This window comes from Shewanella sp., from assembly GCF_047975355.1.
Taxonomy (GTDB): Bacteria; Pseudomonadota; Gammaproteobacteria; order Enterobacterales; family Shewanellaceae; genus Shewanella.
In genome coordinates, this window is the sequence record NZ_JBKEDJ010000055.1 from 1 (window position 1) to 18,046 (window position 18,046).

14 protein-coding genes and 1 riboswitch are annotated in these 18,046 nt (G+C 48.1%); of the genes, 8 read left to right on the forward strand and 6 right to left on the reverse strand.

The annotated features are described in order from the left end of the window. Nucleotides 1-506: DUF1294 domain-containing protein (locus ACK5NH_RS14555; RefSeq protein WP_416921169.1), on the forward strand; the 506-nt coding region annotated here is incomplete at its 5' end. An 8-nt stretch (nt 507-514) separates the two neighbouring features. On the opposite strand, the gene ACK5NH_RS14560 is transcribed toward ACK5NH_RS14555, so the two are convergent. Then, nucleotides 515-1,123, reverse strand: coding sequence for a TetR/AcrR family transcriptional regulator (locus ACK5NH_RS14560; protein ID WP_416921171.1), 609 nt, complete (start codon nt 1,121-1,123; stop codon nt 515-517). A gap of 248 nt (nt 1,124-1,371) precedes the next feature. Between ACK5NH_RS14560 and ACK5NH_RS14565 the strand changes: the two genes are divergently transcribed. Next, nucleotides 1,372-1,851 carry an HPP family protein gene (locus tag ACK5NH_RS14565; RefSeq protein ID WP_416921173.1) on the forward strand — a complete coding sequence of 160 codons (480 nt, stop codon included), beginning with the start codon at nt 1,372-1,374 and terminating at the stop codon, nt 1,849-1,851. A 119-nt stretch (nt 1,852-1,970) separates the two neighbouring features. On the opposite strand, the gene ACK5NH_RS14570 is transcribed toward ACK5NH_RS14565, so the two are convergent. Beyond that, a complete protein-coding gene (locus tag ACK5NH_RS14570; RefSeq protein ID WP_416921175.1) occupies nt 1,971-3,299 on the reverse strand; it encodes a short-chain fatty acid transporter in 1,329 nt (442 codons plus the stop codon). A gap of 221 nt (nt 3,300-3,520) precedes the next feature. Between ACK5NH_RS14570 and ACK5NH_RS14575 the strand changes: the two genes are divergently transcribed. Further along, nucleotides 3,521-3,991, forward strand: coding sequence for an FKBP-type peptidyl-prolyl cis-trans isomerase (locus ACK5NH_RS14575; protein WP_374896848.1), 471 nt, complete (start codon nt 3,521-3,523; stop codon nt 3,989-3,991). Nucleotides 3,992-4,061: 70 nt separating this feature from the next. Here ACK5NH_RS14575 and ACK5NH_RS14580 read toward each other — a convergent pair whose 3' ends face one another. Continuing rightward, the gene (locus ACK5NH_RS14580) at nt 4,062-6,668 is read right to left on the reverse strand and encodes a glycosyl hydrolase family 18 protein (protein WP_416921178.1); all 2,607 of its coding nucleotides are present in this window, start codon (nt 6,666-6,668) and stop codon (nt 4,062-4,064) included. A gap of 108 nt (nt 6,669-6,776) precedes the next feature. Continuing rightward, nucleotides 6,777-6,865, reverse strand: a riboswitch (cyclic di-GMP riboswitch). 462 nt (nt 6,866-7,327) lie between these two features. Continuing rightward, entirely contained in the window at nt 7,328-8,128 is an 801-nt protein-coding gene (locus ACK5NH_RS14585) for an ROK family protein (RefSeq protein ID WP_416921180.1), read from the reverse strand. A gap of 361 nt (nt 8,129-8,489) precedes the next feature. Between ACK5NH_RS14585 and ACK5NH_RS14590 the strand changes: the two genes are divergently transcribed. The 3 genes from ACK5NH_RS14590 (at nt 8,490) to ACK5NH_RS14600 (ending at nt 13,978) form a co-directional block, all read left to right on the forward strand. Then, nucleotides 8,490-10,307: an aminopeptidase P family protein gene (locus ACK5NH_RS14590; RefSeq protein ID WP_416921182.1), complete on the forward strand. Its 1,818-nt coding sequence runs from the start codon at nt 8,490-8,492 to the stop codon at nt 10,305-10,307. 476 nt (nt 10,308-10,783) lie between these two features. Then, a complete protein-coding gene (locus ACK5NH_RS14595; protein WP_416921184.1) occupies nt 10,784-12,352 on the forward strand; it encodes a methyl-accepting chemotaxis protein in 1,569 nt (522 codons plus the stop codon). 324 nt (nt 12,353-12,676) lie between these two features. Further along, on the forward strand, nt 12,677-13,978 hold the full coding sequence (locus ACK5NH_RS14600; protein WP_416921186.1) for a DEAD/DEAH box helicase: 1,302 nt from the start codon (nt 12,677-12,679) through the stop codon (nt 13,976-13,978). A 113-nt stretch (nt 13,979-14,091) separates the two neighbouring features. Here ACK5NH_RS14600 and ACK5NH_RS14605 read toward each other — a convergent pair whose 3' ends face one another. Then, nucleotides 14,092-14,982 carry a hypothetical protein gene (locus tag ACK5NH_RS14605; protein ID WP_416921188.1) on the reverse strand — a complete coding sequence of 297 codons (891 nt, stop codon included), beginning with the start codon at nt 14,980-14,982 and terminating at the stop codon, nt 14,092-14,094. A 310-nt stretch (nt 14,983-15,292) separates the two neighbouring features. Here ACK5NH_RS14605 and ACK5NH_RS14610 point away from each other — a divergent pair, with 310 nt between their 5' ends. Further along, nucleotides 15,293-15,940 carry a peroxiredoxin-like family protein gene (locus tag ACK5NH_RS14610; protein WP_416921190.1) on the forward strand — a complete coding sequence of 216 codons (648 nt, stop codon included), beginning with the start codon at nt 15,293-15,295 and terminating at the stop codon, nt 15,938-15,940. Nucleotides 15,941-16,068: 128 nt separating this feature from the next. Further along, nucleotides 16,069-16,704: a DUF2913 family protein gene (locus ACK5NH_RS14615; protein WP_416921192.1), complete on the forward strand. Its 636-nt coding sequence runs from the start codon at nt 16,069-16,071 to the stop codon at nt 16,702-16,704. A gap of 121 nt (nt 16,705-16,825) precedes the next feature. Here the strand turns inward: ACK5NH_RS14615 and ACK5NH_RS14620 are convergent, their stop codons facing one another. After that, on the reverse strand, nt 16,826-17,758 hold the full coding sequence (locus ACK5NH_RS14620; RefSeq protein ID WP_416921194.1) for a diguanylate cyclase: 933 nt from the start codon (nt 17,756-17,758) through the stop codon (nt 16,826-16,828). Between the last annotated feature and the right edge of the window lie 288 nt (nt 17,759-18,046).

An 18,046-nucleotide genomic window follows, 5' to 3' on the forward strand; every position in this document is an offset into this window, starting at 1 on the left:
GAGCCAGTAAAACGCCATCCACTCCAGTACATGAACGAAGAGCGACTCAACAAAGAGTCAATCAACGAAGAGTGACTAAATCTAGAGCCACAGTACCAAGAGTCGTGAAATCAAAAGTGGCAAAACCCAGAGCCGCGCGCTCGCGTCAGAGTTCAATGCCTTTGTTGTTAGCACTGGTATTTCTGGCGATGTTAATCGGCGCCGCGTGGTGGCATATGTTGCCCCTCGCGATTGTGGGTTTATACCTGCTGCTGAGTTTATGCACCTTTATCACCTACGCCTTCGACAAATCGGCGGCCCGTAAAGGCCGCTGGCGCACTAAGGAAAGCACCCTGCATCTGATGTCGCTACTCGGAGGTTGGCACGGCGCACTGTTTGCCCAGCAGCTACTGCGGCATAAATCGGTCAAAGCCGCCTTTCGCCAACTGTTTTGGCTCACGGTCGTGACCAACTTAGCCCTGCTGGGTTATGGGATCCAAACGGGTATCATGGATAGATTGATTTAAGCGTCACGCTAATGCGTTTCTATTTCAATCAATTGCTCGACAACTTTTAACGCCTGCATAGCGGCACCGGTGTCGCCGCGCAGCTGCGCCGACACTATGGCGCCTTCCTTCAATAGGCATAGGGTATCGACAAGATAAGCCGTTTTGGCCTCGGACAAGCCCAAGGCCGCCACTTGCTGAGCAATTAAATCTGCCACCCGCTGTTTATGCTCGGCACATAAACGATGCACTGGATGGCTAGCATCGGTAAATTCGGCACTCACATTGATAAAAAAACAGCCCCGAAACTCACACAGCTGCGGCACTCTTTGGTTAAACCAGTCATCAAGCGCCATAAATAACGCGCGGATCCCCGCCTTACCTATCTCGACTGCTAGCACTCGCTCGCTTAACCATTGATAAAACACTTGGTCACGGTACAGGACCACGGCTTCGACCAGCTCATCCTTACTGGCAAAATGATGGTACAAGGTTTTTTTGGCAATCGCCGACTCCTGCAAAATCTGGTTAATACCCACCCCATGTACGCTCTGAAAATAAAACAGTTTAAATGCCGTGGTGATCAGCTGTTGACGTTTATCTAAGGGCATATCTGACAAGACTTCGGGTTGCGGCATATCGCCTTCCTCTGCAATTATGATATAAGCGTATCTTCTCACAGGTAGACAACTCAGTCTACTCATGTAATGATAACAAGTAGACAAATCGGTCTACCGCAAGAATTCAACACAATATAAGTGCAACGCGGCCACAGGGATGGCGCCAAGGGGAAACCCAACACTAAATCCCAAGCCGCAGTTATTGATATTAACCATATAAACCACAGCCCTTGCGCGATAGCCAAGTTGGGCTCAAAGGACACACAATGAAAGTGAGACGCCAACCACAATTAAAACCCGCACTGCTCGCCGGCATAGGAGCAATGTTATGTATCAGTGCCTTAGCAAGCTTGGAGCAAATGAGTGCGCAACTGTTATGGCTGATGGCCCCCTTTGGCGCCACTATGGTGATTTTATTTGCCCTTCCCGATAGCCCATTAGCGCAGCCAAGGAACATTGTCTGGGGCCACTTACTGACCAGTCTGATGGGACTTATCATCCTCCACAGTGTGGGCGTCTCGCCGCTGAGCTTAGGATTAGCCGTTGGAGCGGGAATCGCATTGATGATGCTCACTCACACAGTGCATCCTCCTGCAGGAGCAAACCCGCTGGTTATTATGCTGACCGCGCAAGGATGGGACTTTTTATATTCGCCAGTCGCCAGCGGTCTAGTGCTGATCCTGTCCTTTGGCTGGCTGTATCATAATTTGCTGTGTCGACGCCCCTATCCGCAGAAATGGTTTTAAGCTGCGTCAAAACATTAAAACCTAAGCGTTTTACGCATTTGGGCATGAACTGAATAAAGAAGAGGATAAAAATAAAGGGCAAGTTAGATTGCCCTTTATCAAATACCGTAAGCTTTCGCTCAAAACCAGCTTAGGGCGATACTGATAATCACCCCGGTTATCAGCAACTGCATTAAACAGAACCCCATGATATCCCGCGCCTTTAACCCGGCGATGGCTAGCACAGGCAGCGCCCAGAAAGGCTGGATAAGATTGGTCCACGCATCTCCCCAAGCCACGGCCATGGCAACACGTGCCACATCGGCGCCCAAGGCCTGCGCGGCAGGCAACATAATCGGCGCCTGCACCGCCCATTGTCCGCCCCCAGAAGGCACGAAAATATTCACAATCCCTGCACTGATAAAGCTCCAAAATGGCAGGCTTTCGGCGCTGGCGATGGCCACAAAACCTTCGGAAATACTCTGGGCTAACCCCGATTGCACCATCACCGCCATAATGCCAGCGTAAAAAGGAAACTGGATAACGATACCCGCGCCGCCTTTAATGGCTTCGTTGAGACTCAGCAATAAACTGCGTGGCGTTTGATGTAGCACTATGGCGAGGAATAAAAATAAGAAGTTGACTAGGTTAAGGTTTAAGCTGCCGCCCTGCGCGGCAAAGTAATAGCCTAAGTAAACGAGTCCAGCGCCGCCGACACTCCAACCGAGCAAGCGACTGTTTTCTAATTTATCCGCAGGACGAATCGTATTGGCCGTTAACTGCGCCGCTTTATCGTCTGCGCCCCCATCCTCAAGCGCCTTAGGGTCGACATAGATACTGTCTTTCTCTTCGGGCAGCATAAAGCGGTTTACCAGAGGCATCACCACAAACAAAATCAGCACTAACAGCAGGTTAAAGCTAGCGAAGATGGTCTCGCTGGTGGGGATAATACCGATTTGTGATTCTGAGAAATGCCCCGCCGTAGCGATGGTTAGCGGAATCGAGCCCGCTAAGCCGCCATGCCAAACCACAAATCCCGAGTAAGCACTGGCGACCAATAAACGGTAATCCACACGCACTTTACGCGCTAAAGCCTTCGCGAATAAGGCACCGACCACTAAACCAAATCCCCAGTTAATCCAACTGGCGGCGAGGGAAACCAAGGTCACTAAGATAATCGCCTGTGGCGCCGACTTAGCTAATCCAGCGATGCCATCGAGTAATTTCTTAATCGGTGGCGAGCTGGCGAGCATAAATCCCGCTACCAGCACTAATAGCATCTGCATCGAAAAACTCAGCAGCGCCCAAAAGCCATCGCCCCAGTAATTGATGACTTCGAGTGGGGTTTTCTGCTCGGCCACCACCGCCGAAATCAGCACCACTAAGGTTAAGAGCAAGACAAAGATATAAGGGTCGGGTAAATAACGGTCGACGAGCTTGACCAGAGGTTTTGCCGCTTTGGTTAACATAAGACTGTCCTTGTTTATTCTTCTTATCTGTTTTTATTGAGTTTTTGTAGAGTCTAATGTCACAGGTTAAGCGATCTCTAAAACGGGATAAAGCCTTTAGCCATTTTAAAGAAGTGAGAAAATGTAACGCGAATCATCCAGTACCGCGCCCAACCGAGGCGCTAGCCACTTCGGCTAAAAAACTGATAACATGGCCAAAATTAACTGAGGTGCTCCTTAAAATGAAAATGTTACTTGCCGTTGTTGTGATTGCTGGGGTGATTTTTTACTTCTTTACCTCGATGAATAACCAAAAAGCGGCCCAAGAAAATATCCGTTTAGGTAATGAGTTTTTAGCGCAAAACAAAACCCAAGAAGGGGTGAAAACCACTGCCTCAGGGTTGCAATATCAAGTGTTACAGCAAGGCACTGGCACTGTTCATCCTAAGGCGAGTGATACAGTGACTGTGCATTACCACGGCACCTTAATTGATGGCACTGTGTTCGATAGCTCGGTCGAGCGCGGTGAACCCATAGCCTTCCCACTCAATCGTGTCATTAAAGGCTGGACTGAAGGCGTGCAACTAATGGTCGAAGGCGATAAGTACCGCTTCTTTATTCCAAGCGAACTGGCCTATGGCAACCGCAGCACTGGCAAAATTGGCGGCGGTTCGGTACTGATTTTTGATGTTGAGCTGCTGAAGATTAATTAATCTGCCGCTGTAATCCTTAATAAAAAGCCCCGCATTGCAGGGCTTTTTTAATGTCTTTAATCCCTATCGACTAAGGGCAAGACGCCGCGCCGATATCCGCCCATAGTGCCGCGACACCGGGGACATCTCCCTTAGTCCAGTATTTGGCTTGCCACTGACGACCGTTATAGCTGGTGGTTGCACCGCCGTTGTAGGCAACGCCCGAATCCCAACCTAACTCGACCTGACTCAACAATTGCCATTGGTCGGCGGTTCTTGAAGGTGTGTTACCTTGAGTCCAGTATTTCGCCTTCCAAACCAGTTGGTTATAACTCACTGTATCACCCGTGTTGTAAATGCTTGTCGCATTCCAAGCAGGATAGCTGGCCGCATTAGGGTCAGTTGCGTCACATTGACCGCCCGTCGCCTTAGGCGTCACGGTTAAGGTCAAGGCAGCACTAGCATCTAAGGCGCCATCGGAGACCAATACACTCAAACTGTATTGGGTCGATTGAGTAACAGCTGGCGCCGTCACCACCAATGTAGCAGTGTTTTGTCCACTCGCCGCTACGCCGCTTGGCACTGTCCATGCGTAGGTGAGGCTATCACCATCGGCGTCGGTCGCCGTCGCATTGATGCTCACCGATTGCCCCGCTTCAACCGTCGCATTTGCTGGCACAGTCACCACTGGAGCTTGGTTTGCCGTCTCGGCCTTATGGGTGAGAGTCACAGTGTCGGTTGAAGATAATCCTTCAGGATCTGTGACTCGCAGGCTAAACACATATACTACATTCGACGCCGCCCCGCTCAACTGCACCACAGCATTAGCCATATCCGCATTACTGATACTTAAGCTTGGGCCAGAGACTTGGATCCATTGATAACTCAAGGTGCCGTTTTCAGGATCCCGCGACGCACTGCCATTTAGCGTGACATCCGCAGTGCCCGTTACCGTGATATCTGCTCCCGCATTGGCAATCGGCGCTTTATTCGCTGGTGGCGTTGTGCCCTCGCCATGGCCTAGGCCTTCGTGCATGGCATTGAGAATGTCGCCATTATCGGCATCAATTTCCCAGGCGAACAGACCACCGAGCTGATTGGCCAGCACGTATTGGCCCTTGGCTTTAACAGAGCGAGCATCGTCGAAGGTAATTAAATCACCCGTTGATGCATTAAAGACAGATGGTGCTTCGGCGGTTTCATCATAGGCATAGCTCCAACCTGCGCCCATATAATCCTTGGCGATCTGGCGATAATCCACCACGCCAGCTTCCCAAGTGCCCTTCACTTTGCCCGTTGCAGTGCCCGTGAAAGGATTGTTACCGCTATAGCCATTGACCCCAGTCCAGCCGCGGCCGTACATCGCTGCGCCGACCACAATCTTACTCGGAGTCACCCCTTGAGAGAGCAGGGCTTTTACTCCTTTGTCCGTGGTGTAACGGGTATTTGGATCCCAGCTCGCCTCATAGAGATTGGTTTGATGTCCCAGCTCTGTATTGGTCCAGCCGCCGTTAAAGTCGTAACTCATCAGGAAGATGTAATCCATATATTGCTGCGCCGCCTGATAATCGACCTTAGCAATTTTATCGCCGCCCGCACTGATGGCCGACGTCAGCTCATAGGTGCGTCCGGTTTCGGCGCTGAGCTCATCGAGCATCGCCCGCAGTTCACGCATCAGGGTGACATAGGTTTGTCCGTCATTGGCATTACCTAAGCTTGGGTTAGCACCACTGCCGCCGGGGAATTCCCAGTCGATATCGACACCATCGAAGAACTTCCAGGTTTGTAAAAACTCTTTCACTGAAGCCACAAAAGTGTCGCGCTTGGCTTTATCGCCAAAGAAGTAGAAGGGATCGGAGAGTGTCCAGCCACCAACGGACGGGAGGATCTTCAGATCGGGATAGGCTTGTTTTAACGCCATCAATTGGCCGAAGTTGCCTTTGTAGGGATCGGAATACTCACTCACCCCCGCCTGCGGCATTTGCACCGCCGCCCAAGGGTCATGAATCGCCACTTTAAAATCGGCACGGCCAGCACAGGCGCGCTGCAATGCCTCAAAGCTGCCTTCGATTTCCTTTAAGCTGTCGTTGATGCCATTGCCACCACAAATCGGGGTAAAGCCATATAAAATATGGGTTAAGTTTTGTGCAGGGATCTTATCGACGGGGAACTTACGCCCATAAACACCCCACTCCACAAAGTAACTTCCCACCACTTTGCCGGATTTATTCGCATAGGGACGATTGTTTTCCTTCAAAGGCGCATTGAGTGGCAGTAAATGACTGCCATCGGTATCGGCGACTAAGATTTCCCTCGCATCACTGGCACTGCAACCTTCGTTATTACAAAGCTGCACGCGCATTTGATAGCGCCCGCCCTTATTGACCTTGAAATTGGCCGTACCCGCCGCACTCGATGGACCTTCCCATGCCACATTTCCGTTGAGTAACACCTGCGCCTTATTGCCGATATCGCCGTTATACAAGTTCCAGGTCACCGACACATCGGCGGCATCTTTAACCGTCACTAATTGGTTATAGGCTGAGGCGGCTTGATTCACCTCGATAATGGCAAACTTGGTTTCCCCCCAACCTAAAGTCGGTTTACCGGGGAGCGCAGCAAAGGCTTGAAAACTGGCAGCGGATGCCAGCACCGAGGCCACCAACATCGCCGAGGTGGAGATTTGAGTCTTAAACATGAGATTTCCCTATTGAGTAAGTTATGCATCAACAAGGCAAACAAAGCGTAGACAGGAAACAACACTCTTAAAACCATGTGCGTACAACGGCAGCATGAAGAAACAACCTGTGGTATCCCCGCTATCATAGGTACAAACGAACCCTTAGACCGGAGGCTTTGCGTCCCAATCTTTCGATTGGTTTGCCTTTTACACCAATGACAACGTTGTCATTGCGATAATTAGCATATGCCGCAACTGGATTAAATTGCAACCAAATATTAACAATCGGGGGGTGTACTGATTGTTATCGCACTATTCCCTTCGTAAATATACGCATTATTCAGTAGTAGAATATATGTAATTATTTGTATTTAAATCCAATAATGCATACGAATTTTCTTATTACCTCAAGCAGAAGTATCAAGAGACAAAAAATACAAAACTTAAAAAAATCGAAAGTATTAATCAAGAACGGTGAGCATAAGATGTAGCACAGAAAACTGTACTGACAATAAAAATGCGGCCAATCTAATCAAGATGCTTAAGTTAATAAGCACAGGATCAAATGACCGCATCACTTTAAACGTCGATGTGAATATGAGTCACTCACACCGTTCGATAATCATAAGAACTCAAGTTTTATCGCTTCGCTATTTGAGTCGTTATTCCCTGAGTGGTTAATGGCTCGAATCAGGTTTATCCGAGTAATCCCTTGCCAAGATCACCGATAAGCCACGGCAGACTAAGGTCTCCATATCATCGACACGATTAATCTTCATTTCGGCTAACGGTGCACTGAGGGCCATGCGTCTTAAACTATCCAGACAACCCTTGTAGTACGGCGCGCTATTCATCATGCCGCCCGCTAACCAGATCCGATTAGGATTAAACAGATTGACCGCCCACGCGAGCCCCATCCCCAGATAAGTACCAGCGAGATATAAATCATCGGCGGTAGCAATCTTACGGCTGCGGATAGAATCGCCGCTGGCGAGCTGCTCAAGACTAAACTCCCCCGCCTCCGTCATCACCCGGCAATGCCCAAGCTCCCCCGCGATTCCCGTTGCCCCCGTAAAAGCCTTGCCACTCAACGCGATCGACATGCCTATCCCAGTGCCGCACATGACTAACAACTCACAGGCATATTTTTCATCACAGGTTGCCTGCATACCGGCGTCGATATCATTGCAAATAAACTTAAGTTCGCCTTGGGTTTTCAAGGTTTCAAAGCTTAGCCCATTGAGACCGGGCAAAGATTTACAGGACACCAAACGATTCTGTTGTACGAGTCCAGGTACAGCGATCGCTAAATGGTAGTTCTGTAAATCATAATCCCGTTCCAGCGCCGCGATTTGATCATTTAAATCTTCAATTTTAAAGCCTTCACCCGTGGGGATTTTATATTGTTCTGTATGCCCCTTGAGTTGAAGTTCGAACAGGGCTTTGCTACCGCCCACGTCTATTGTTAATGTTTGCATCGCCAACTCCACTGATACATGTGCTCCCCTCTGACCCCGAGCGGAGATGACGAATGTTAGCATAATGGGCCAATATTAGCGATTGAATAAAACTTAAGTAGCTAATTTGTAAGAATTAGTCGTGAAAATTGAGTGATAAGGATAACATTTCAATTTGAGAGTTTGTCAAAGATCACAGCCCTTGTTATCACAAAGTGATGCTTAAAAAACAAAATTGTATACAAAATCCTTTATTCCATCCCCTTGCATCTTAACCGTTGAGCTTGCGATAATCGCCGCCATTCCGCATCCTTTTCGCCCGCATTACGCATTATAATTTGGCCGCCTACGTAAGCAGCCAATGCCAATATTTGGAGCCCCTATGTCGTTACAATCGTCGTCACCATCCCTAAAGCCTAATAAGATTGCAAACCGTCTTGCCGCCATTCGTAGTGAACTCGCCAACACCAATTTAGATGCCTTTATCATCCCGCGCGCGGATGAATACTTGGGCGAATATGTGCCAGAGCATAACGAGCGTCTGTACTGGGCAACCGATTTTACCGGCTCAGCGGGCATGGCCATTGTCTTAAAAGACAAAGCCGCCATCTTTACCGATGGTCGTTATACGGTACAAGTGCGTCTACAGGTGGATGCAAATCTCTTTAGTTATGAAAGCCTGACCGACACACCGCAAATCGAATGGCTATGCGATACGCTTGCCGCAGGTTCACGTGTGGGCTTCGATGCCCGTTTACACACCTTAGCTTGGTTTGAAAACGCCAAAGCCACGTTAGCGAAAGCCCAAATTGAACTGGTTGCCGTAGAACAAAATCCGATTGATAAGCACTGGCAAAATCGACCCGCGCCATCGAGCGCACCTATTATTTTATTTAGTAATGAGAGTGCGGGTAAAACTAGCCTACAAAAACGAACCGAGATTGGCGCACTAGTCAAAAAAGCCGGCGCCGATGTCGCGCTGATCGCCGCTTTAGACTCCTTCTGCTGGCTGCTCAATATCCGTGGTAATGACGTGCCGCGTCTGCCGGTCGTACTCGGCTGCGCGTTACTTCACGCCAATGGCGATATGCAGCTATTTACCGATTTGAACAAACTCCCTGAAGGCATTGAGGAACACGTTGGAGCGGGTGTGAGCTTTAAGAGCGAAGCTGCACTTGCCGATACCTTGGCAAGCTTACAGGGCGTGAAACTGCTCGCCGATCCGAACTCTGCCAACGCTTGGGCACAAAATATCGCCCGCGATGCAGGCGCTAAGTTAATCGCCGGTATCGATCCCGTATCACTGCCTAAGGCACAGAAAAATGCCGCCGAATTAGCCGGCATGCGCGCCAGCCATATCCGTGATGGTGTGGCCGTGAGTCGTTTCCTCGCTTGGCTCGATGCCGAGGTCGCTGCCCATCGTCTGCACGATGAAGCAACCCTCGCCGACAAGTTAGAAAGCTTCCGCCTCGAAGATCCACAATATCGCGAGCCCAGTTTCGATACCATTTCCGCCGCAGGTGCCAATGCGGCCATGTGCCACTACAACCATAACAATGGCACGCCAGCCATGATGACGATGGACAGCATTTACCTTGTGGATTCTGGCGCCCAGTATCTGGACGGCACCACGGATGTCACTCGTACCATCGCCATAGGTAAAGTGACCGATGAACAGAAGAAAATGGTCACCTTGGTATTAAAAGGCCATATCGCCTTAGATCAGGCCCGCTATCCGAAAGGTACGACAGGGCAACAACTCGATGCCTTCGCCCGTCAATATCTGTGGCAACATGGGTTTGATTACGACCACGGCACAGGCCACGGCGTTGGCCATTTCCTCAGCGTGCACGAAGGCCCGCAGCGCATCGGTAAAAACCTCAATGCCATCGCCTTAATGCCAGGCATGGTGTTATCCAACGAACCAGGTTATTACCGCGCCGACAGTTTCGGGATCCGTTTAGAAAACCTAGTGGTAGTGCAACACTGCGAAGCCCTGAAGGGCGCAGAGCGTGAAATGTATGAATTCGATGCCCTAACGCTTATCCCAATGGATGCTCGCCTTATCGATAAGAGCCTGTTAACCCAAGGCGAAATCGACTGGTTTAATGCTTACCATCAGAAAGTGTTTAACACCTTATCGCCCTTAATGTCGGGCAGTGAGCTTGAGTGGCTCAAACAAGCAACGAAAGCCATCTAACGTTAAGTGGCAATTAACACTAAAGCCCAAGCCAATGCTTGGGCTTTTTATTAAGAGCAGCTTCAAAGCTAGTTCCCACCGATGATTTTACTGTTCTGACAAGCTTAATCACGACATTAGTCCAATAGTCAGGCTTGTGTTTTTCACCTAAGCTTCTATCACTATTTAGGCAAATGAAACTATAACAGCTTTAGCCCGTCATAAGCTAAAAACAGACCTTATACAAAACTCTGAAATTTGCTTTTAAACAGGATAAACACTCGTTTGAAAGCGAATTAAAAATGCAATATTTGCAGAAACTTACAAAATTTAAAAATCATTACTTTAGTTACGGGTAAAGCTAAAAACCGCTCTCCAATACCCACACAAAAATGATACCATTATCACATAATAAGCCGACTCCAATGAGAGCTGGCACCCGATTTACCAGTTACATTTACCCAAAAAGTCGTATCGGCCCTGAATGGACACACTAAATGAGCCAGAGTAACCCTAGCCGCAGTAAAACCAGCCATATCCAGAGTAACGCGCAAGAAATCCGCCTCACACAACAAGACGAATTGATTTCCACCACTGATACCCGTGGGATTATTACCTACGTTAATCAACGCTTTGCTGAAGTCTCGGGCTATAGTGCCGAGGAATTGATAGGTCAGCCTCACAACAAGGTACGTCACCCGGATATGCCCAGTGCCGCATTCAAAGAGATGTGGGATAAGCTGAAATCCGGCCAATCTTGGCGAGGCATAGTCAAAAACCGCTGCAAGAATGGCGGTTGTTATTGGGTCGATGCCTTTGTCTCCCCCCTATTTGAGAATGGGACTATCGTCGGCTATCAGTCAGTACGTATCCAGCCGCAGGCTGCCTATGTCAGTAAAGCAACAGATATTTACCGCAGACTAATACAAAACAAACCCATACCTAAACCTCTGAGTTTGATGCAAAAACGTTTTGTCTCTGCCGTCGTCGCCACCACAGGTTTACTGATCGCGGGTTACTTTTGGGGCTGGGGAGTAATTTTGGCTGGGGCGATTTTAATGAGCCTCAATCTGGCGATTTTCTACGATGAAGCCTTCCGCATTCCGGCCAAATTGATTGAAATGCAAGAGAAGTATGACTCTATCAGCCGCTATATCTACTCGGGCGCAGATACCTCATCGATTCTCGATTTCCAATTGATCCTATTGCAAGCCAAGATGAATGGCGTGCTTGGCCGTACCCAAGATCAGGCCCATCAGTTACATGCAATTGCCGATCAACTGGTGGTCACCACAGAACAAACCTATGTCAGCCTAGATCAAGAGAAAAACCAGTTAGAACAGCTGGCCAGTGCGATGGAAGAAATGAGCTCAACCATTGCCGAGGTTGCACAAAATACCCAACTGACCTCGACCAGTATCAACACAGCCTACGATCTCTGCCTAAAAAGCAGCGCCAATATGAAGGCCAACACCCAAAAGGTCGAACTCTTGGCAAAATCCGTGGCCGATGCCGCCAATAATGCCCATCAACTCAATAAGGAAGCCGAGCGGGTGGCCAGTGCCATGGGCGAGATTGACTCTATTGCCGAACAGACTAACCTGCTCGCCCTCAATGCTGCGATTGAGGCCGCCCGCGCAGGCGAACAAGGACGCGGCTTTGCCGTCGTCGCCGACGAAGTGCGCGCCCTGTCGAGCCGTACCCAGTTATCGACCAACAGTATTTCCCAGAGCGTCGACAAGATGTTCAGCATGTTAAATGCCTGGGCGAAGGAGATGGAGCAGAGCCGTCAACATGCCGAGGTATGTGCTAACGACATTCAAACCTCCGCCGAGAATGTGAACACCATTTACCAGGAAGTGAGTGAAATCCACACCTTTGCTCAGCAGAATGCGGTGGCGGCAGATCAGCAGCGCCAAGTGGTGCATGAAATCACTAACAATATTCACTCCATCACCCAAACCAGCGGCGAAAACCTCGCGGCAACTCATCAAATTGGTGATGCCGCGAATCACCTCAAGCAAAACGCCGAAAAAGCGCTCGGCCTGCGCCGCGCCTTTGGCTAATACGCCAGTCGCGCCATTGTCTATATGGACAATGGCGCAAGGCTCTCTGCCTACGTCAGCTCTTCAAACCGTTTTATCCACTCAAAACCCATTTAAGCTTTGTCTTAAAATCTCAAAGGGTTAAAAAGTACAGGTTTTAACCGAAAATTTTGCTATACTCCGCGCCCGCCATTTTTCTGCTCACCATGCAGGTAAAATACAGGCAGGAGAAATGCGTAACTAAGTGCATAGCCTGTGACTGACTCAGTGAACAGCTAGCTAAATCGCCTTTCTACTGCGCACAATGCGCTTGAGTGATTGAATAAGTGAACAAAGGAATCCAAAATGAGATTTGAATCTTTTAGTTTTTGCCCCGAGATTTTACGCGCTATCTCAGATTGCGGTTATCAAAAAATGACACCTATTCAGCAGCAAGCGATCCCCGCCATCCGCCGCGGACAAGATGTGCTCGCCAGCGCGCAAACAGGCACAGGTAAAACGGCGGCCTTCGCCCTGCCAATACTGCAAAAGATGGTAGAAAACCCCAGCGAGACCCTAAAATCGAACGCGCGGGTATTAATCCTAACTCCCACTCGCGAGCTCGCCGCTCAAGTTGCTGACAATGTTGAAGCCTACAGCAAATATTTAAATTTCAGCGTATTAACCATTTACGGTGGCGTCAAGGTTGAGACTCAGGCGCAAAAACTTAAACGCGGTGCTGATATAATTGTCGCGACCCCAGGACGTTTGCTCGAGCATCTTACCGCCTGTAATTTAAGCCTTTCCAGTGTCGACTTTTTAGTGCTCGATGAAGCCGACCGTATGCTGGACATGGGCTTTAATGCGGACATACAAAAAATCCTCCAAGCGGTGAATAAGAAACGTCAGAACCTGTTGTTCTCGGCGACTTTCTCCAGCGCGGTGAAAAAACTGGCTAACGACATGATGGTCAAACCGCAAGTGATCAGTGCCGATAAGCAAAACACCACCGCCGCAACCGTGAGCCAAGTGGTGTATCCAGTAGAGCAGCGCCGTAAGCGCGAACTCTTATCCGAGCTGATTGGTAAAAAAAACTGGCAACAAGTGCTGGTCTTTACCGCGACGCGCGATGCAGCCGACACCTTAGTTAAAGAATTGAATTTAGATGGTATTCCCTCTGAAGTGGTGCATGGTGAAAAGGCACAAGGCAGCCGTCGCCGCGCGCTACGTGAGTTTGTCTCAGGTAAAGTGCGCGTCTTAGTCGCCACCGAAGTCGCCGCCCGCGGTTTGGATATTCCAAGCCTTGAGTATGTGGTCAACTTCGACTTACCTTTCCTTGCCGAAGACTATGTACACCGTATTGGCCGTACAGGCCGTGCGGGTAAATCAGGGGTTGCGATTTCATTTGTGAGCCGTGAGGAAGAGCGCACACTCGCTGATATTGAAAAGCTTATCGGCCAAAAAATTCGTCGAATTACGGTTCCCGGATACGAAGTCGGTAGCCGCGATTTGCTGTTAAAGCAACTACAAACCCGCCGCAGCTTCGCCAAAAAGCAACAGCGACTCGACAACGTCAGCGAGCAGATTGTCGCCGAGAAAAGCATGCAAGGCCGCCGCGTGAAAATGAAAGTTGGCCAAGCTCCAAGTAAGGCGAAAAAGCTGAAATAAGCAAAAGACAACAGCCAAAGCTGTATCGGTCTAGCTAATATCGGCCTGGCAATAAAAAAGCGTCCCATCGGACGCTTTTTTCTTTGCCTTTAACCCTTCCCAATACTAAGTACTTAGCAGGTAAACCCACCAAATAACTGTTTAAGCCTTTGCTCATCAATGGGATTTTCGCCGCGCCAACCTGCTAGCGGTAAGATAATATCAGAGCGAATACTGCCGGGATATTTGATCTTGCAGATCTCTTCAAATGGCGTAAATGCCTCATAAAGCGGCGCAACATAGGGATTTGGCATGACCCCAAGCTCAGCTAACACCATCAGTTGGCCACGGAAACTGTACTGATTAAATTGGGGGATAATCTTGGCTTTCTTCACCCTTTGCTCGAGTTTTCCAAGTGTTTCATCCAAAGGTGCCTGACGGATAGCCTCAATTAAAGCACTGAAGATGGCCACATCCTCAGCACTTGGTTTACAAGGCGATAGCGTGCAAAACTCTTGCAATTCTACAAGGTTATGCGCCCAATGCTCGTTCCATACACTGCCCGTATAACAGCTATAGATTTTTTGTCCCTTTGCAATCCAGTTAACACGTTTAATGGAACACACGGGGCAAATCTCACCATCTATTGTCATAACATGCTCAGGCAAAGCTTTGGCAAAGAGATAGCTGAGTATTGGCTGGCGGCCGCGGGGAAAACTCGAAAAGCCACATAAATAGGCCGCCAATAAATTTTCAAGAGACAGATTGGGCTGCGCCAGTATGGCTTTATAACCGCTCACAGCATCATCATGGCTCAGCTTAACCCTGTCGTTGACCGAATAGCCGCTCTGTTCAATCAATGCGACTTCGGCGCTGGACAAGCCTTGATAAGAATAGGTATAGGTTCCCGTTTCGATATCAAACACATCTCCATTATCTATTCTTTGTTGATAGCCATTTTCATCTTTTCGGTAGGACTTTTTATAATAGACTTTCTTTAACGCTTTAAATAATCCCTTATCCATTTACCACTTTCCTATTGAAAAAATTAATAAAATTTCTCTGCATTCCTCACTGTGCGAGTCATAGTATCACTTCAGGGGTCACTACCCACCATTGGCTCACTCTAGACTCACACTAGGCACAAAACCATCACGCGGGCAATTGCTCCACATACCTTGGAAAAACGTCGCTAAATCGCGATTAACACTGCAATAAATTTACCCGTTAGTCGTTCTTATATCTGTCACCACAACCATATCCGGCTCAACAAGCGTGCAAGCTAGAGGCAATCGCTTGAATTTACAAAAAAACCATAACATGGAGAGATTATCTATGCGGTCCCTACTACAGCGCTTTTTACTAACAACCAGCCTACTGCTCGGCAGTTTTACCACATTAGCTCAGCCTATCGCCAAGGATGAATATTCAGTAAGTCCATTGCTCAATGGCGAGCAAATACCCACGATTACCTTACAGGATATGAATGGCCAAAGTGTTGATTTAGCGAAATTAACAGCACAAAAGCCGACGATTTTCTTCTTTTATCGCGGCGGCTGGTGCCCATTTTGCAATAACCAAATGGGCCAGCTCAAAGCCATCGAACCTAAACTGATCGAAATGGGTTTTCAACTAGTGGGTATTTCCCCTGATACGCGAGCGCAGTTAAAGGCCTCCGCGGCTAAAAACGAGCTTAAATATCAGCTGCTTTCCGATGAAAAAATGTTGGCATCGCAAGCCTTTGGACTCGCCTTTTACACCAGCAAACAAGTCACAGAGACTTACTTGAGCCGTTTAAAGTTGGATAACCCGCTTTGGATCACACCCGAGGGCGATAAGCGATTAGTGCTACCTGTGCCAGCAATCTATATCGCTGACACAAAAGGGTTAATCCATTTCCAATATGTGAATCCCAACTACAAGGTTAGACCTGCGCCTAAGCTGATTCTGACAGCCGCCAGCCTCGTCAGCTCGCCAGAATAATCCATCTCTCGCTCAAGCAGCCGCTAAGAATCGTTATCGATTTAGCGGCTGCTTTGCTAAACTAGCTTGGCCGCAATCGATACCACACGTTCTATTAGATCAATCCTTTAGCCCGCGGCGGAGCCACAATGAATTCTCAAACCTATAACCAAGCCGTACTCGAACTCGCCCGCGCGGGTCTTGCCGATTTAACCACCTCGGCCCAAGCTAAAAAAGCCCAACGCACGCCTGCGCAGGAGAGTCATTTTCTGTGTAACTGGATGGTTGAGGCGCTCAAAGAAAAACGCTTCTCAAAACTGGTGGCCGATGATCTCACGGCGTGGATCCGTATGGCTCGCAGCCAAGGTGCTGGCGCCGAACTTAAGCGGTTATTGGAGAGAATTGTTCATCAATATCAGAGCGTTGAAAACTCGCACGTGGAGTTAGGTACGGCGTTAAACGCTATGATTGCCGAGTTAACTCAGCTCGAATGGCTAGTGTTCACAGACACCGAAATCAACACCAAACTCAAGCTGGATGCCGATGGACAATCGAGCTTAGTCATTGATGTAAAAGAGTTTACTCAACATATCCAAGATAATCAGCTCATCAAGCCCATTAACTTATATGTTCGCGCCGATGAGCAGTTGTTGACCCAAATTGCTCTCTCTCATGGTTTGCTTATCAGCCAAGGTAATAAAAAAACCAGCCTGATCAAGCACCATAAAACCTATCAAATTTACCCGCATAATCAGCTACCTGCACTGTGTTTACTGTTAGTTTAATAGCAGGACTTGGTTTAAATGCATTAAATCCTAAGGTGCTTAAGTGGTATCACAACACCTTAGGATGCCTATAGAACAAGCGAACAAAAAAAGTATTAAACAAAGACATCATCAAACCCACTCACTTATCTTCGATGGCCGGATCGTATTGCACGACTCGATTACGACCAGAGGCCTTTGCCTGATAGAGGGCGATATCTGCTTGATTGACCAAGGCGCTAATGCCAATATCAGGCTTAGATAGAGAATAACCAATTGAAATAGTGACTTTAATATCCGCGGACTCAAAGCGGACACTTAAATTAGCTATCCCTTTGCGCAGTCTTTCCAACACCCTTTCTGCCACTTCTAATGTGGTATTTGGCAACAACAATTGAAACTCTTCACCACCATAACGACCAATGCAATCGGAATCCCTTAGCGCCGCCGAGAGATAATTTGAAACGGATTTTAATACTTCGTCTCCACCTAAATGTCCGTAGGTATCATTCACCGATTTAAAAAAATCAATATCCAACATTGCAATCACATAGGGTGCATTGTGACGTAAAAATTGAGTATGATTTTTGTCGATAAGTAATCCCATTGACTTGCGATTGATCAATCCTGTGAGCGGGTCAAAGCAATGTTGCTGATCAATAATGCAATCGCGCATATTTACCAGAAGGTTCATGACTTCAATTTGATTTTGGGTAAGTAATCGGTATTCATTGATGTCGACTACGCCTACCGATTTAAACTCAGTCACTAATTTACGAGCTTGGTCATGCAGAGACCGATGAGCCTTAGCAAGTACTTGAAAATCCGTATGCGAGGTTATGGTTTCGCTCGCCACATTGTAATACCAGCAGCCTAATTTACATTTAGTATGGGCAGCGACATCAGTGACAATTTCGCTAAACTCTTGATTGCAAAGTAAACCTTCATGCAAATGGATATACCAATTTCGGTGGCTTTCAATGGCAAAATCCAAAGCTGCCAATGCACTTTCAGCTTCCTTAGGTGAAAAACTGTAGCGAGGTTTACCTACATTTTTAATGGAATTTACCTTCATCCTGCCATCCTAATACTGTTATCCAAAAGTTGGCCCGATACTAAGTTAAGTGTCTTAGCGGCGATGACTAGCAAGTATGATAGCCGTACCCCATAACGAAGTGGCTTACAACACGAAATTAAACCAGTGGTACGAGCCAAAGCGCCTTTTAAAGGAAAAGATTATCCCGTGTCTTTTATAAAAGTGTCAGTAAGTTATCCAGTATAAGAGATATGGTTCGGCTCGTCACTCGAGAAGAAAGCAGCCCTAAAAAAGAGATTAATTGCGCCAAATCGCTTAATTGAATCA

Coding starts and splice junctions, on each gene's coding strand:
- ACK5NH_RS14585 (WP_416921180.1), bottom strand. CDS start 8,128: ATGCAAACATTAACAATAGACGTGGGCGGTAGCAAAGCCCTGTTCGAA.
- ACK5NH_RS14570 (WP_416921175.1), bottom strand. CDS start 3,299: ATGTTAACCAAAGCGGCAAAACCTCTGGTCAAGCTCGTCGACCGTTAT.
- ACK5NH_RS14610 (WP_416921190.1), top strand. CDS start 15,293: ATGCGGTCCCTACTACAGCGCTTTTTACTAACAACCAGCCTACTGCTC.
- ACK5NH_RS14600 (WP_416921186.1), top strand. CDS start 12,677: ATGAGATTTGAATCTTTTAGTTTTTGCCCCGAGATTTTACGCGCTATC.
- ACK5NH_RS14590 (WP_416921182.1), top strand. CDS start 8,490: ATGTCGTTACAATCGTCGTCACCATCCCTAAAGCCTAATAAGATTGCA.
- ACK5NH_RS14615 (WP_416921192.1), top strand. CDS start 16,069: ATGAATTCTCAAACCTATAACCAAGCCGTACTCGAACTCGCCCGCGCG.
- ACK5NH_RS14575 (WP_374896848.1), top strand. CDS start 3,521: ATGAAAATGTTACTTGCCGTTGTTGTGATTGCTGGGGTGATTTTTTAC.
- ACK5NH_RS14620 (WP_416921194.1), bottom strand. CDS start 17,758: ATGAAGGTAAATTCCATTAAAAATGTAGGTAAACCTCGCTACAGTTTT.
- ACK5NH_RS14595 (WP_416921184.1), top strand. CDS start 10,784: ATGAGCCAGAGTAACCCTAGCCGCAGTAAAACCAGCCATATCCAGAGT.
- ACK5NH_RS14605 (WP_416921188.1), bottom strand. CDS start 14,982: ATGGATAAGGGATTATTTAAAGCGTTAAAGAAAGTCTATTATAAAAAG.
- ACK5NH_RS14565 (WP_416921173.1), top strand. CDS start 1,372: ATGAAAGTGAGACGCCAACCACAATTAAAACCCGCACTGCTCGCCGGC.
- ACK5NH_RS14560 (WP_416921171.1), bottom strand. CDS start 1,123: ATGCCGCAACCCGAAGTCTTGTCAGATATGCCCTTAGATAAACGTCAA.
- ACK5NH_RS14580 (WP_416921178.1), bottom strand. CDS start 6,668: ATGTTTAAGACTCAAATCTCCACCTCGGCGATGTTGGTGGCCTCGGTG.